This window comes from Asanoa sp. NPDC049475 (assembly GCF_040676915.1).
Classification (GTDB): domain Bacteria; phylum Actinomycetota; class Actinomycetes; order Mycobacteriales; family Micromonosporaceae; genus Asanoa.
In genome coordinates, this window is sequence record NZ_JBFAPY010000002.1 from 157835 (window position 1) to 171990 (window position 14156).

Below are 14156 nucleotides of genomic sequence, written 5' to 3' on the forward strand. Positions count from 1 at the left end.
GAACACGATGACGGTCACGCAACCGCAGCGCGCGCCGGGAACCGGCACCGAGTCCCTGGTGGACATGGCGTGGGACCCGATCACCCGCATCGTCGGGAGCCTGGGCATCTACACGAAGATCGACTTCAACCAGCGGGTCGTCGCCGAGTGCCACAGCACCAGCTCGATCTTCCGCGGGTACTCCATCTTCATGAAGGGCAAGGACCCGCGCGACGCCCACTTCATCACCAGCCGGATCTGCGGCATCTGCGGCGACAACCACGCGACCTGTTCGTGCTACACGCAGAACATGGCGTACGGCGTGAAGCCCCCGGCCATCGCCGAGTGGATCGTCAACCTCGGCGAAGCGGCCGAGTACATGTTCGACCACAACATCTTCCAGGAGAACCTGGTCGGGGTCGACTACTGCGAGAAGATGGTCGCCGAGACCAACCCCGGCGTGCTGGAGATGGCCAACCGCACCGAGGCACCCAACGCCGGCGCGCACGGCTACCGCACGATCGGCGACATCATGCGGGCGCTCAACCCGTTCACCGGCGAGCACTACCGCGAGGCGCTCCAGGTCAGCCGGATGACCCGCGAGATGTTCTGCCTGATGGAGGGGCGCCACGTGCACCCCTCGACGCTCTACCCGGGCGGCGTCGGCACGGTCGCGACCATCCAGCTCATGACCGACTACCTGAGCCGGCTGATGCGCTACGTGGAGTTCATGAAGAAGGTCGTGCCGATGCACGACGACCTCTTCGACTTCTTCTACCAGGCGCTGCCCGGCTACGAGATGGTCGGCAACCGGCGGATCCTGCTCGGCTGCTGGGGCTCGTTCCAGGACCCCGAGCACTGCAACTTCGAGTATAAGGACATGACGGACTGGGGTCGCAAGATGTACGTGACCCCGGGTGTCATCGTCGACGGCAAGCTGGTCACCACGGACCTGGTCCGCATCAACCTCGGCATCCGCATCCTGCTCGGCTCGTCCTACTACCAGGACTGGGAAGGCCAGGAGATGTTCGTGACCGAGGACCCGCTGGGGAACCCGGTCGACCGCCGCCACCCGTGGAACCAACACACCAACCCGCAGCCGCAGAAGCGCGACCTGGACAGCAACTACAGCTGGGTGATGTCGCCGCGCTGGTTCGACGGCAAGGACTACCTGGCCCTGGACACCGGGGGCGGACCGCTCGCCCGGCTCTGGTCCACCGCGCTGGCCGGTCTCGTGGACATCGGCTACGTGCAGTCGACCGGCCGCAGCGTGAAGATCAACCTCCCGAAGACCGCGCTCAAGGGCCCGGTCGAGCTGGAGTGGCGCATTCCCCAGTGGAGCAACACCCTCGAACGGAACCGGGCCAGGACCTACTTCCAGGCGTACGCGGCCGCCTGCGCGCTGCACTTCGCCGAGCAGGCCCTGGTCGAGATCCGCGCCGGGCGCACCAAGACCTGGGAGAAGTTCGACGTGCCCAAGGACGGCGTCGGCTGTGGCTTCACCGAGGCGGTGCGCGGCGTGCTGTCCCACCACATGGTGATCCGGGACGGGAAGATCGCCAACTACCACCCGTACCCGCCGACCCCGTGGAACGCCAGCCCGCGCGACAGCTTCGGCACTCCCGGCCCGTACGAGGACGCGGTGCAGGGTCAGCCGATCTTCGAGGAGAACGACCGGGAGCACTTCAAGGGCATCGACATCATGCGCACGGTCCGCAGCTTCGACCCCTGCCTGCCCTGCGGCGTGCACATGTACCTCGGCAACGGCAAGAAGCTGGAAATGCTGCACTCGCCCACGCAGTCGGCGGGCGCCGAGTGACCACTGTGGAACAGGCGGCTCCGGTCGACTGGCGTGGGGCCGGCGACCGGATCGAGGCCCTGATCACGGCCAGTGCGGCCGGCGGAGCGGTGGCCCGGCAGCGGGCCGAGGAACTGGTCCGGCTCGTCGTCGACCTCTACGGCGCGGGCCTGGAACGGCTCCTCGACCTGCTGCACGAGCGCGGCGCGCTGACCGACGACGTGCTCGACGCGCTCGCCGCCGACGACCTGGTCGCCAGCCTGCTGCTCGTGCACGGCCTGCACCCGGAGAGCGCGTCGACCCGGGTGACGAAGGCCCTCGCGGCGGTCGCCCCGGGAGGCGAGGCCACGCTGATCGACATCACGGACGAGGGGATCGCCCGCGTACGCCTGACCGCCAGTGGCTGCTCCTCCGCGCCGCTGAAGACGGCCGTGGAGTCGGCGATCGCGGACGCGGCACCCGAGGTGGTGACCATCGAGGTGGTCGAGCCGGACCGCGCGGCGGGCGCCGTCATCCCGATCGGGTCGCTGTTCAGCCGGGTCGGGCCGGCGCCCGCGGAGGCGCCGTGACACCGGCCCTCGGCGCGCTGCGCCGGATCAGCCGGGACCGGCCGGCAGCGCGGGTCCCGGGGGAGCACTGCGACCTGTGCGCCCAGCCGGTGCGGGAGGAGCACGGCCACGTCGTGCACCTGGAGGGCCGCGCGCTGATGTGCGCCTGCCGCCCTTGCTACCTGCTCTTCGCCGGCGACGCCGACCAGCGCTACCGCGCCGTGCCGGACCGCTACCTGCGCTTCCCGGACGTGTCCGCCGACGGCCCGGCGTTCGACGCGCTGGACATCCCGGTCGGGCTGGCGTTCCTGTTCCAGAACTCGGTGCAGGGGCGCCTCGTCGCGTTCTACCCGAGCCCGGCCGGCGCCACCGAGTCGGAACTGCCGCTGGAGGCATGGGACGGCGTGCTCGCCGCCCACCCGGAGCTCGCCACGCTGCGCCCCGACGTCGAGGCGCTGCTGGTCCGCCGCGCCGCGCCCGGCGCCGCGCACGAAGGTTCGTGCCACCTGGTGCCCATCGACGTCTGCTACGAGCTCGTCGGCACGCTCCGCCGGGGTTGGCGCGGCTTCGACGGCGGGTCCGAGGCGCGGGCCGCGATCGCCGAGTTCTTCGCCACGGTCGAGCAGCGGAGCGTCGACGGATGACCCTGGGCTTCACCGTCCGCGACGTCGTCGCCGAGCCGCACGCCGTGACCCCGCAGCTGACGGCCAAGCTGCGCATCGAGGACGACGCCGACCGCCGGGTGCACGCGATGACGCTGCGCTGCCAGGTGCGGGTCGACCCGGCGCGGCGCGGCTACGACACGGACGAGGGCGAGGCGCTGCGCGGGCTGTTCGGCGGCCGGGAGCGTTGGGCCGACACCGTGCGCTCGTTCCCGTGGCTGCGCTGCGACACCACCGTGCCCGGCTTCGCCGGCGGCACCGACGTCGACCTGGCGCTGCCCTGCACGTACGACCTGGACGTGGTCGGCACCAGCTACCTGCACGCGCTGCACGCCGGCACGGTCCCGCTGACCTTCCTGTTCTCCGGCACCGTGTTCGTGCCCGGCGCCACCGGCTTCTCGGTCGAGCCCGTGCCCTGGGACCGGTCGGCGTCGTACGACCTCCCGGTAGCCGTCTGGCGTGACCTCATCGAGCGGTACTTCCCGGGCACCGGCTGGATCCGCCTGGACCGTGAGGTGCTCGACGCCCTGGCCGCGGTCCGTGCCCGGCACGGGCACATCAGCTGGGACGAGACGATCCGGTCGCTGTTGCCCGCAGAGGTGCTGACATGAGCCTGGATGCCGTCCGCGCCGTCGCCGACGCCGTGCTCTACGAGGGCTACCTGCTCTACCCCTACCGGGCCAGCGCGCAGAAGAACCGCACCCGGTGGCAGTTCGGGGTGCTCGGCCCGCCCGGTGCGGCCGAGCGCGGGCTGGGCGAGGAGTCCGGCATGGCGGTGCAGTGCCTGCTCGACGGCCCCGAGCCCATGGTGGACGTGCACCTGCGCTTCCTCCAGCTTCAGTCCCGACAGGTCCGGCGCTTGGACGCCGACGGCGGCTACACCGACGTCGAGGCGCTCGACGTCGCCGGCCGCACGGTGCTCACCTGGGACGAGGCGGTCGAGCGCGAGGCGGTGTTCACGGGGCAGCCGGTCGGACCCGACGGCGAGCTGCGGGTCGAGCTCTCCGGCGGGGAGGACGTCGAGCCGCTGCACGGCGGGACCGGCGCGGTCGTCGGGCAGGTCGTCCGGCGGCGCTGGCCCGTGCGCGCGCACCTGCGGCTGGCCGCGGAGCGCGACGGCGCACACACCCGACTCACGGTCGCGGTGGAGAACGCGTACGACGGAGCCCTGTCCACGAAGGACGACGCGACGCGCAGGTCGCTGCTCGGCGCGCACCTGGTGCTGCGGGCCGCGGGTGCCGGATTCGTCTCGGTGATCGACCCGCCCGCCGACGCCGCGGCGGCCGCCGCCCGCTGTGTCCAGCACCGCTGCTGGCCCGTGCTCGCCGGTCCGCCCGGTGCCACCGATCTGGTGCTCGGCTCGCCGATCATCCTCTACGACCACCCCGAGGTGGCCGAGCAGAGCCCCGGCGCCCTGTTCGACGCGACCGAGATCGACGAGATCCTCGTGCTGCGCATCATGACGATGACCGAGGCGGAGAAGGCCGAGGCGCGGGCCACCGACCCGCAGGTCGCCGCCATCATCGACCGCTGCGACGGACTCACGCCCGAGGAGCTCCAGGCGCTGCACGGGATTCTCCGCGACCCCCTGGCGGACCTGCGCGACGTCGAGCCCCCGTCGTTCGACACCGGGGGAGCGCCGTGGTGGGACCCGGCCGCCGACGCCGCCGTCTCGCCCGACACCGACGTCGTTGTCATCAACGGTGTGCCGGTCGGCAAGGGCAGCCTGGTCCGGGTGCACCCGAGCCGCCGCGCGGACGCCCAGGACCTGTTCTTCGCCGACCAGGTGGCCCGCGTGACCGCCGTGCTGTCCGACGTGGACGGTGGCGTACACGTCGCCCTGGTCCTCGTCGACGACCCCGCGGCAGACCTGCACGACTGGTACGGCCGCTACTTCTACTTCGCGCCGGACGAGCTCGAACCGCTCACCGGCGACGCGAAGCCGATAGAGAGAGAGGAGAGCCGATCATGAGAAGACTCGGCATGGTGACCGCGGGGCTCGGGGCCGGCCTGGCCCTGGTGGCGCTGGTGGTGACGGTCCGGTCGATCCCGGACATCCGGCGCTACCTGAAGATCCGCTCGATGTGAGCTCGGTCCTGATAGCCGGCATCGGCAACGTCTTCCTGGGCGACGACGGCTTCGGGCCGGCCGTCGCCCGCCACCTGGTCGAGCGGGGAAACCTGCCCGACCAGGTACGCGTCGTGGACTACGGCATCCGCGGCCTGCACCTGGCCTACGACTTGCTCGCCCCCGCTTCAGAAAGCGAGCGTTCGTTCAGTTTGGCAGGCGGCGCGGTCGATTCTTCCAAAAACGAACGTTCGTTCAGTTTCAAAGGCGACGGCGTCGCGGCCCTGATCCTGATCGACGCCCTACCCGGCGACGACGAGCCGGGCACGGTCACTGTGTTGACCGTCGGCTCAGCCAACGACGTCCCGGTCTCCGCTGGCGTGGACGCCCACGCGATGGATCCCGCGACGGTCCTCGCCACCGTCCGTCGCCTGGGTGGCACCCTGCCGCCCACCTACGTGGTCGGCTGCCGGCCGGCCAACCTCGACGAAGGCATCGGCCTCAGCCCCGCCGTCGCCGCCGCGGTCCCTGAAGCGGCCGCCGCGGTCGACGTCCTGCTCGGCAAGCTCACCACCGAAGGGACCTGACACATGTGCCTGGGCATCCCGGGACAGGTCGTCGAACTCGTTCCCGGGTACGAGGGCCAGCTCGCGCTCGTCGACGTCGAAGGCGCCGCCCGCCGGGTCAACGTCGGCATGCTCGACGAGCCGCCGGAGCCGGGCGCCTGGGTGCTCATCCACATGGGCTTCGCGGTCGAGCTCATCGACCGCGTCCGCGCCCGCACCGCCCTCGACGGGCTGGAGCTCATCGGCCGCGGTCGTGCGGCCGACCGCCGAGAACGCCGCCGCTACGAGGTGACCGGCGTCGTGCAGGGCGTCGGCTTCCGCCCGTTCGTCTACGCCACCGCGACCGACCTCGCGCTCAGCGGCCGGGTGGCCAACACCGCGACCGGCGTCACCGTCGAGGTCGAGGGCCTGCCGGACGCCCTCGACACGTTCGGCCGCCGCCTGCGCACCGAACCGCCGCCGCTGGCCGTCGTCGAGACCGTCACGGAGTCCACGATGGACGTCGAGGGTGGCACCGGCTTCACCATCGAGGACTCCGGGCCGACCGGCCGGTCCCGGACCCTCGCCTCGCCCGACGTCGCCACGTGCGCGGACTGCCGCGCCGAGCTGCGTGACCCGGCCGACCGCCGTTACCGGCACCCGTTCATCACCTGCGTCAACTGCGGCCCGCGGCTGACCATCATCACCGCCCTGCCGTACGACCGGGACACCACCACGATGGCCGGCTTCCCGATGTGCGAGGCCTGCCGCGGGGAGTACGAGGACCCCGCCGACCGCCGCTTCCACGCCCAGCCGATCGCCTGCCCCGACTGCGGCCCGCGCCTGGAGCTGGTCACCGGCGGCCCCGGCCGGCACAGCTGGCCGCCGGTGCACGGCGAGACCGCGCTGCGCACCGCCCGCGAGCTGCTGGCCCAGGGCCGGATCGTCGCGGTCAAGGGGCTGGGCGGCTACCACCTGGCCTGCGACGCCCGCGACGAGCGTGCGGTCGCCGAGTTGCGCCGCCGCAAGCGGCGCGGTGGCAAGCCGTTCGCGGTGATGGTCGCCGACCTCGCCACCGCCCGCCGGGTCGCGGTGCTGACCGACGACGAGGAGCGGTTGCTCGCCGGCGCCCAACGGCCGATCGTGCTGGCGCCCAAGCGCGAGCCCCTGGCGGACGGGGTCGCGCCCGGCAACCCGGATCTCGGCGTCCTGCTGCCCTACACGCCGCTGCACGAGCTGTTGTTCGGCCTCGACGGCGACCCGCCGATCACCGACGCGCTCGTGCTCACCTCCGGCAACGTCTCCGGCGAGCCGATCGCCACCGACGACCCGGACGCGCTGGAGCGCCTCGCCGGCATCGCGGACGCCTGGCTGCGCCACGACCGGCCGATTCACGTGCCGTGCGACGACTCGGTCACCCGCACCGTCGGCGGTGCGCCGCTTCCGGTCCGGCGGTCACGGGGGTACGCGCCGCTGCCGGTCGCGCTGCCCGTCGAGGTGCCGCCGACGTTGGCCGCCGGCGGCGACCTGAAGAACACCTGCGCGGTGGCCGAGGGCCGCTACGCCTGGCTCAGCCCGCACGTCGGCGACATGGACGACCTGCGCACCGTCGACGCCCTGACCGCGGTCGCCGCCCAACTCCAGGAGCTCACGGGCGTGCGGCCCGAGCGGCTCGTCGCCGACGCGCACCCCGGCTATCGCAGCACCCGATGGGCGCTCGACCATGCCGACGGGCGGCCGGTGCACCGCGCGCAACACCACCACGCCCACATCGCCTCCGTGATGGGCGAACACGGCGTCGGCGCGGGGGAGCAGGTTATCGGGATCGCCTTCGACGGCACCGGCTACGGCACGGACGGCGCGGTCTGGGGCGGCGAGGTACTGCTGTGCGACTACAAGTCCGCGGAGCGCTTCGCCCACCTGGGTTACGTGCCGTTGGCCGGCGGCGACGCGAGTGTGTTGCGGCCCTACCGGATGGCTCTCGCCCACCTGCGCAACGCGGGCATCGAGTGGACCAACGACATCCCGGCGGTGGCGGCATGCCCGCAGGCCGAGCGGGACGTGCTCGCACACCAGCTCGACACCGCGTTCGGCAGCGTGCCGACGTCCAGCATGGGCCGCCTGTTCGACGCCGTGGCCTCCCTGGTCGGTGCCAAGCATGTCGTCGACTACGAGGCCGAGGCCGCCATCGTGCTGGAGGGCCTTGCCCGCGACCGCTCGCCCCGTCGCGCGTATCCCATGGTGATCCTCGATCGTGGTCCGTTGGTGGCTGAGCCTGCGGAGCTGATCCGGGCGGTCGTGGCCGATCTGCGTGCCGGAGTGCCAATCGCGGAGATCGCGGCCGTCTTCCACGTCACCGTCGCCGCGCTCATCGCCGATCTCGCCGACCGCGCCCGCGACCGCACCGGCCTTAACACCGTTGCGCTAGGTGGTGGGGTCTTCCAGAACGCTGTCCTGCTCGACGGGGCCGAACGGCTGCTCGCCGACCGGGGCTTCACCGTGCTGCGCCCGCGTCTGCTGCCGCCCAACGACGGCGGCATCGCGCTCGGGCAGTTGTTGATCTCCGCCGCATCGTAGAGGGGGAACCACCACCGTGTGCCTGGCAGTACCCGGACAGGTCATGAGCATCGTCGAACGCGACGGGACGTTGATGGCCGACGTCGACTTCGGCGGTGTGCGCAAGGACGTCTGCCTGCAGTACGTGCCCGACGCGACCGTCGGCGAGTACGTCGTCGTGCACGTCGGGTTCGCGATCCAGCGGCTCGACGAGCAAGCGGCATTGCAAACACTTGCAAACTTCGAACGGCTGGGCATTCTCGAGGAGGAGTTCGGGGCGAAATGAAGTATCTCGACGAGTTCAGTGACCCGGTGCTCGCGCGCCGGCTGCTCGAAGCGATCCACGCGGTCACCACGAAGCCCTGGGCGATGATGGAGGTCTGCGGCGGGCAGACCCACTCGATCATCCGGCACGGCATCGACCAGCTCCTGCCCGACGGCATCGAGCTCATCCACGGGCCGGGCTGCCCGGTCTGTGTGACCCCGCTGGAGATGATCGACCGGGCGCTGGCCATCGCGTCGCGGCCCGGGGTCATCTTCTGCTCGTTCGGCGACATGCTGCGGGTCCCGGGCAGCGGGCGCGACCTGTTCACCGTCAAGAGTCAGGGCGCCGACGTACGGGTGGTCTACTCGCCGCTGGACGCGCTGGAGATCGCCAAGGCCCACCCCGACCGCGAGGTGGTGTTCTTCGGGATCGGCTTCGAGACCACGGCGCCGGCCAACGCGATGACCGTGCACCAGGCCCGGCGACTCGGCATCCGCAACTTCTCGCTGCTGGTCTCGCACGTGCTGGTGCCGCCGGCGATCGCGGCCATCATGGAGTCGCCGTCCTGCCGCGTGCAGGCGTTCCTCGCCGCCGGCCACGTGTGCAGCGTGATGGGCACCGACCAGTACCCGGCGTTGGCCGCGAAGTACGGGGTGCCGATCGTGGTGACCGGCTTCGAGCCGCTGGACATCCTCGAGGGCATCCGCCAGACGGTCGTGCTGCTGGAGGCGGGGCGGGCCGAGGTGGGCAACGCCTACCCGCGCGTGGTTCCGTCCGCGGGGAACCTGCCCGCGCGCGCGATGCTGGAGGACGTCTTCGAAGTGGCCGACCGCACCTGGCGGGGCATCGGGACGATCCCGGGCAGCGGGTGGCGGCTCTCGGAGCGCTACCGCGAGTTCGATGCCGAGGAGCGGTTCGCGGTCGGCGAGATCCGCACCGACGAGTCACCGCTGTGCCGGGCCGGCGAGGTGCTCCAGGGGCACATCAAGCCCCACGAGTGCGCGGCGTTCGGCAAGCAGTGCACGCCGCGCAACCCGCTCGGCGCGACGATGGTGTCGTCCGAGGGCGCGTGTGCGGCCTACTACGCGTACCGCCGGCTGGAGCTGGTGGGCTCGTGACCACTGTGGACTTCTCGGCGTGGTCGTGCCCGGTGCCGCTGCGCGACACCCCGGCGGTGGTGATGGCGCACGGCGGCGGCGGTGCGATGTCGGCCGAACTGGTCGAGCAGCTCTTCCTGCCGGCGTTCGGCGCCTCGCCCGACGACCTCGGCGACTCGGCCGTGGTCACCGCGGGCGGTGCGCGGCTGGCGTTCTCCACCGACTCGTACGTGGTCAAGCCGATGTTCTTCCCCGGTGGGTCGATCGGTGACCTGGCCGTCAACGGCACCGTCAACGACCTGGCCATGTCGGGCGCGACGCCGCTGTTCCTGTCGACGGCGTTCATCCTGCAGGAGGGCACCGACCTCGCGGTCGTGGGCCGGATCGCGCAGGCGATGGGCCTGGCCGCCGCGGCCGCCGGGGTGCGGCTGGTCACCGGCGACACCAAGGTGGTCGACAGCGCCAGCGGCGACGGGGTGTTCGTCACCACGGCGGGCATCGGTCTGGTCCCGTCCGGCGTGGAGATCGGCCCGCGCCGCGCCCGCCCGGGCGACGTGGTGCTGGTCAGCGGCGACATCGGCGTGCACGGCATCGCGGTCATGAGCTGCCGCGACGGCCTGTCGTTCGGCACCTCGGTGCTCAGCGACACCGCGCCGCTGGCCGGGCTGGTCGCCGCGATGCTGGGCAGCGGCGGCGACGTGCGGGCGCTGCGGGACCCGACCCGGGGCGGGGTGGCCGCGTCGCTCAACGAGATCGCGCGGGCGTCGGGGGTCGGTGTCTCGCTGGCCGAGAGGGACCTGCCGGTGCCGGCCGCCGTGCGGGACGCGTGCAGCCTGCTCGGGCTCGACCCGTTGCAGGTCGCCAACGAGGGCAAGCTGATCGCGATCGTGGCACCGGGCGCGGCCGAGCAGGTGCTGGCGGCGATGCGCGCGCACCCGCTCGGCGCCGGCGCGCGGGCCATCGGCACCTGCGTCACCGAGCACCCCGGGATGGTCGTCGCGCGGACGGCGCTCGGGGGCACGCGGGTGATCAGCCTGCCGATCGGCGAGCAGCTGCCGCGGATCTGCTGAGGTGTCGGCCGAGGGCGCCTTGATGTTCGCGCGGTACGCGTACCCACCGAACGCGCTGGGCTACTGCGGTCCGGCAGGCGCCGAGGCGATGCTGCGCGGCGACGCGACGGCCGACATCGAACGGCGGGCGCGGCGGTTCGAGGGCGCGTGGTCCTATCTGGAGTTCCTCGCGTCCTCGGCCGGCATCGCCGACCCGCTCGACGAACGCGTGGTGGAGGCCTACTGGGTCGGCGGCGACCTGCTGGCCGGCGTCTCGTCCGCCGCGCTGGTGTCGTTCCTGACGACGCGGTTCGCCGGCCAGTCGGGCGGGAGCTGGCGGGACGCGGCCGACCGGGCGCTGCCGCACCACACGTTCCAGGTGTTCGAGGTCTACCCGTGGGCCGAGCTGCTGGCCCGGACCGGTCACCCGCAGGCGCTGTCGGTGCTCGACCAGTGCCGGATCCGCACGGGCACGGTGACGGCGGTGTCGGGCGAGACGGCGACCGTCGAGTCCCGGCCGCTGGTGGTGGCGTCCGGCGGTGGGCTGGTGCCGGGAGAGCCGCGGCGGGAGACGGTGCGCTGGTCGGTCGACGGCTGGTCGCTGCTGCCGGGACTGGCGGCCGGTGACCGGGTGGCGCTGCACTGGAACTGGGTCTGCGACACGCTCACCGCCGACCAGGCCGGGCGGATCGAGGTCATGGAGTCGCGCTACCGCGGCTAGCGGCGAGGGCGCTGCGGGCGACAGCGGCGTCCCGGGTCGCACCGATGGCATCGGCCGCCGCCAGCGCCGCGCGGTGCTTCTGCTCGGCGTCGGCCAGGTCGCCCCGGCTGCTGGCGACGTGACCCAGCTCCGTCAGCACGCTCGGCAGGTACAGCGGTCGACCGCCCTCGGCCTCGGCGCGGGCCGCCGCGTCGAGCAGCCATCGCAGGTGTGCCTCGGCGGCATCGAGGTCGCCCGCGCGCCGTTCGGCGAATGCCAGGCCCATGGTGGCGAACACGGCCAGCAGGGGTGCGCCCTGCTCCTCGGCCATCGTCAGTGCCTGCGCGCACCGGTCGCGGGCCGCCGGGTGGTCGCCGCGCTCCATCGCGATCCAGCCGAGCCAGGCGAGCCGGCCGGCCGCGTCGGCCCAGAGCCCGAGCTCCCGCGCGACCTCGAGTCCCTCGGTGTGCAGCCGCACGGCGGTGTCGTGGTCGCCGGTCATACCGGCGTGCGCGCCGAGCCACTCGGTCGCCTGGAGGAGGCCCCAGCGGTCGCCGAGCTCGCGGAACAGGGCCGCGCTGCGCTCGCCGTCGCGAGCGAGAACCGCGACGTCACCGCGGATGTGCGCGAGCTTGGCGGTCAGGCTGAGCGCGGCGGCCTCGACCCAGCGGTCGCCGGTCGCCATGACCTCCGCCAGCAGCTTCTCGGTGGTGCCGACGTCGCCGAGGTCGATTTCGGCGTACGCCAGGAACCAGCTCGCGATCGGGTCGTCGAGGCCGGCCAGCGCCTCGGCGTGCCGGGTCGGCCAGTCGGCCACGTCGCCGAGCAGGAGCTCGAAACCGGTGAGCCACGCGCGGGTACGGCCGCTGGTCGGCGCGACGGCTCGCAGGGCGCGGCGGGCCTCGCCGAGGCGGCCGCGCAGGAACCAGTACCAGGCCAGCGCGTCGACCAGCCGGCTCGCCAGCGCGGGATCGTGGGCAGGGTCGAGGGCGGCGCGCAGGTTGGCCGACTCGGCGTCCAGGACGCGCAGCCAGTGCGCCTGGTCAGGTCCCCGCAGTCTCGGGTCGGCCCGCTCGGCTAGCGCCGTGTAGTAGGCGCGGTGCCGCTGCCGGGTCGCGTCCAGGTCGCCGGCCTCGCGCATCCGCTCGACACAGAAGGCGGTGACGGACTCCAGCAGCCGGTAACGCCCTCTGGACCTGGTCACCAGCGACCGGTCGAGCAGCCGGGCCAGCAGGTCGGGGACGTCCTCGCCGGCGATGTCCTGGGCGGCGCACACCGCCTCGGCGGCCTCGGCCGTGCACCCGTCCGCGTGCACGGCGAGGCGGCGGAGCACGATCCGCTCGGGGACGGTGAGCAGCCGCCAGCTCCAGTCGATCGTGGCCAGCAGGGTCTGCTGGCGCGGTGGGACGCCGCGCTGCCCGGCGGCGAGCAGGCGGAACCGGTCGTCGAGGCCGGCGACGAGGCGGTCCAGGCCGAGCCCGCGCGCCCGCGTCGCCGCCAGCTCCAGCGCCAGCGGCAGGCCGTCGAGGCGCCGGCAGAGCAGGGCGACCTGGCCGGCGTTGTCCGCGCCCAGCGCGAAGGCCCGGTCGGCGGCCGCGGCCCGGCTCGCGAAGAGCGCGACGGCGCTGTCCGGGTCCAGCGGTGGCACCGGCCAGACGACCTCGCCGGCCAGCCCGAGCGGCTCCCGACTGGTGGCCAGCACCCGCAGGTCCGGAGCGGCCCGCAGCAACCCGGCGACCAGGTCGGCGACGGCGTCCACGAGGTGCTCGCAGTTGTCCAGCACGAGCAGCGTCCGCCTGGCCCGCAGCGCGGTGGCGAGCCGGTCCGGCGCGCCGGTGGTGTCCCGCAGTCCGAGTGCGGCCATCACCGCGTCGGCGACCGCGTCGCCGGGGACGGCGGCCAGCTCGACCAGCCGCACCCCGTCCGAAAAGGACGGTGCCGCCCTCCGGGCCGCCTCGACCGCGAGCCGGGTCTTGCCGACCCCACCCGAGCCGGTCAGACAGAGCAGCCTGTGGTGGCCGAGCAGGCTGGCCAGCTCGGCGACGGCGTCCGCCCGGCCGAACAGCTCGCCGATCGCCACGGGCAGGTCGTCGGCCGGCGCGTCGAGCCCGGGATCCTGCGCGAGGATCGCCCGGTGCAGGGCGGTCAGCTCGGGACCGGGGTCGAGACCGAGCTCGTCGGCGAGCCGCTGACGCAGGTCGGTGTAGCTGTCGAGGGCCTCCGCCTGCCGTCCCGACCGGTAGAGGGCCAGCATCCGCAGGCCGCGGGTGCGCTCCCGCAGCGGCTCACGGGCGACGAGGTCCGCGAGCGCGGTCGCCACCTCGGCGTGCCGGCCCAGAGCGAGGTGGGCCTCCGCACGGTCGTCGAGAGCGGTGAGCCGCAGCTCGTCGAGCCGGGCGACGGCCACGCGCGCGAACTCGGCGTCGCGGAAGTCGGCATAGGCCGGCCCGCGCCAGAGCGCGAGAGCCTCGTCGAGCCGGGCCGCCCGCTCGTACGGCGGGCCGTCCCGCCCGGCGAGCTCGTCGAACTCGAACGCGTCTACGGCCCGACTGCGCAGCCGATAGCCGGCGGGGCCGGACTCCACCAGCGCGCGGGCGCCGGGCTCGGCGTCGTCGAGCGCCCGGCGCAGCTGCGACACCTTCACCGCGAGCGCGGCGGCCGGGTTGCCGGGCGGGTCGTCGCCCCAGATCTCGTCGACGAGCCGGTCCGCGGGCACGGGCTGGCCCTCGCGGGCGAGCAGCGCGGCGAGCAGGGCCCGCACCTTGGTGCCGGGCACGGGCACGACGGCGCCGTCCGCCGCCCACACCGTGATCGGCCCCAGCACCCCGAACCGCATGCCCGCCACCCTAGGCCGTCAGGCGACCGTAAGGATTCCGTAATCGCCGTTCGC

At 73.2% G+C, this 14156-nt stretch carries 12 protein-coding genes; 11 read left to right on the forward strand and 1 reads right to left on the reverse strand.

The window, feature by feature from the left end:
• Positions 1-7: 7 nt before the first annotated feature.
• From AB0J88_RS06745 to AB0J88_RS06795, 11 genes are all read left to right on the forward strand, one after another.
• The gene (locus AB0J88_RS06745) at positions 8-1798 is read left to right on the forward strand and encodes a nickel-dependent hydrogenase large subunit (protein ID WP_364356267.1); all 1791 of its coding nucleotides are present in this window, start codon (positions 8-10) and stop codon (positions 1796-1798) included.
• Positions 1795-2346: a hypothetical protein gene (locus AB0J88_RS06750; RefSeq protein ID WP_364356264.1), complete on the forward strand. Its 552-nt coding sequence runs from the start codon at positions 1795-1797 to the stop codon at positions 2344-2346. The genes AB0J88_RS06745 and AB0J88_RS06750 overlap by 4 nt, the downstream gene beginning before the upstream one ends.
• Positions 2343-2969, forward strand: coding sequence for a DUF5947 family protein (locus AB0J88_RS06755; RefSeq protein WP_364356261.1), 627 nt, complete (start codon positions 2343-2345; stop codon positions 2967-2969). The genes AB0J88_RS06750 and AB0J88_RS06755 overlap by 4 nt, the downstream gene beginning before the upstream one ends.
• On the forward strand, positions 2966-3598 hold the full coding sequence (locus AB0J88_RS06760; RefSeq protein ID WP_364356258.1) for a DUF6084 family protein: 633 nt from the start codon (positions 2966-2968) through the stop codon (positions 3596-3598). Before AB0J88_RS06755 ends, AB0J88_RS06760 begins: the two co-directional genes overlap by 4 nt.
• Positions 3595-4959, forward strand: a complete 1365-nt coding sequence (locus tag AB0J88_RS06765; RefSeq protein ID WP_364356255.1) for a hypothetical protein — start codon at positions 3595-3597, stop codon at positions 4957-4959. Before AB0J88_RS06760 ends, AB0J88_RS06765 begins: the two co-directional genes overlap by 4 nt.
• Before the next feature lie 112 nt (positions 4960-5071).
• Complete coding sequence (locus tag AB0J88_RS06770) at positions 5072-5641, forward strand: hydrogenase maturation protease (RefSeq protein ID WP_364356252.1); 570 nt, start codon at positions 5072-5074, stop codon at positions 5639-5641.
• A gap of 3 nt (positions 5642-5644) precedes the next feature.
• Entirely contained in the window at positions 5645-8176 is a 2532-nt protein-coding gene (hypF, locus tag AB0J88_RS06775; RefSeq protein WP_364356249.1) for a carbamoyltransferase HypF, read from the forward strand.
• Positions 8177-8192: 16 nt separating this feature from the next.
• Positions 8193-8441, forward strand: coding sequence for a HypC/HybG/HupF family hydrogenase formation chaperone (locus AB0J88_RS06780; RefSeq protein WP_364356246.1), 249 nt, complete (start codon positions 8193-8195; stop codon positions 8439-8441).
• A complete protein-coding gene (gene hypD, locus AB0J88_RS06785; protein ID WP_364356243.1) occupies positions 8438-9538 on the forward strand; it encodes a hydrogenase formation protein HypD in 1101 nt (366 codons plus the stop codon). Before AB0J88_RS06780 ends, hypD begins: the two co-directional genes overlap by 4 nt.
• The gene (gene hypE / locus AB0J88_RS06790) at positions 9535-10587 is read left to right on the forward strand and encodes a hydrogenase expression/formation protein HypE (RefSeq protein WP_364356240.1); all 1053 of its coding nucleotides are present in this window, start codon (positions 9535-9537) and stop codon (positions 10585-10587) included. The genes hypD and hypE overlap by 4 nt, the downstream gene beginning before the upstream one ends.
• Positions 10588-10609: 22 nt before the next feature.
• On the forward strand, positions 10610-11287 hold the full coding sequence (locus tag AB0J88_RS06795) for a DUF6390 family protein (RefSeq protein WP_364356237.1): 678 nt from the start codon (positions 10610-10612) through the stop codon (positions 11285-11287).
• Here the strand turns inward: AB0J88_RS06795 and AB0J88_RS06800 are convergent.
• Positions 11262-14102, reverse strand: a complete 2841-nt coding sequence (locus tag AB0J88_RS06800; RefSeq protein WP_364356234.1) for a BTAD domain-containing putative transcriptional regulator — start codon at positions 14100-14102, stop codon at positions 11262-11264. The genes AB0J88_RS06795 and AB0J88_RS06800 overlap by 26 nt on opposite strands.
• Between the last annotated feature and the right edge of the window lie 54 nt (positions 14103-14156).

Excerpts from the sequence above, each read along its gene's own strand:
- AB0J88_RS06745 (WP_364356267.1), top strand. The coding sequence starts at position 8 with ATGACGGTCACGCAACCGCAGCGCGCGCCGGGAACCGGCACCGAGTCC.
- AB0J88_RS06760 (WP_364356258.1), top strand. The coding sequence starts at position 2,966 with ATGACCCTGGGCTTCACCGTCCGCGACGTCGTCGCCGAGCCGCACGCC.
- AB0J88_RS06765 (WP_364356255.1), top strand. The coding sequence starts at position 3,595 with ATGAGCCTGGATGCCGTCCGCGCCGTCGCCGACGCCGTGCTCTACGAG.
- hypF (WP_364356249.1), top strand. The coding sequence starts at position 5,645 with ATGTGCCTGGGCATCCCGGGACAGGTCGTCGAACTCGTTCCCGGGTAC.
- hypD (WP_364356243.1), top strand. The coding sequence starts at position 8,438 with ATGAAGTATCTCGACGAGTTCAGTGACCCGGTGCTCGCGCGCCGGCTG.
- AB0J88_RS06795 (WP_364356237.1), top strand. The coding sequence starts at position 10,610 with ATGTTCGCGCGGTACGCGTACCCACCGAACGCGCTGGGCTACTGCGGT.
- AB0J88_RS06800 (WP_364356234.1), bottom strand. The coding sequence starts at position 14,102 with ATGCGGTTCGGGGTGCTGGGGCCGATCACGGTGTGGGCGGCGGACGGC.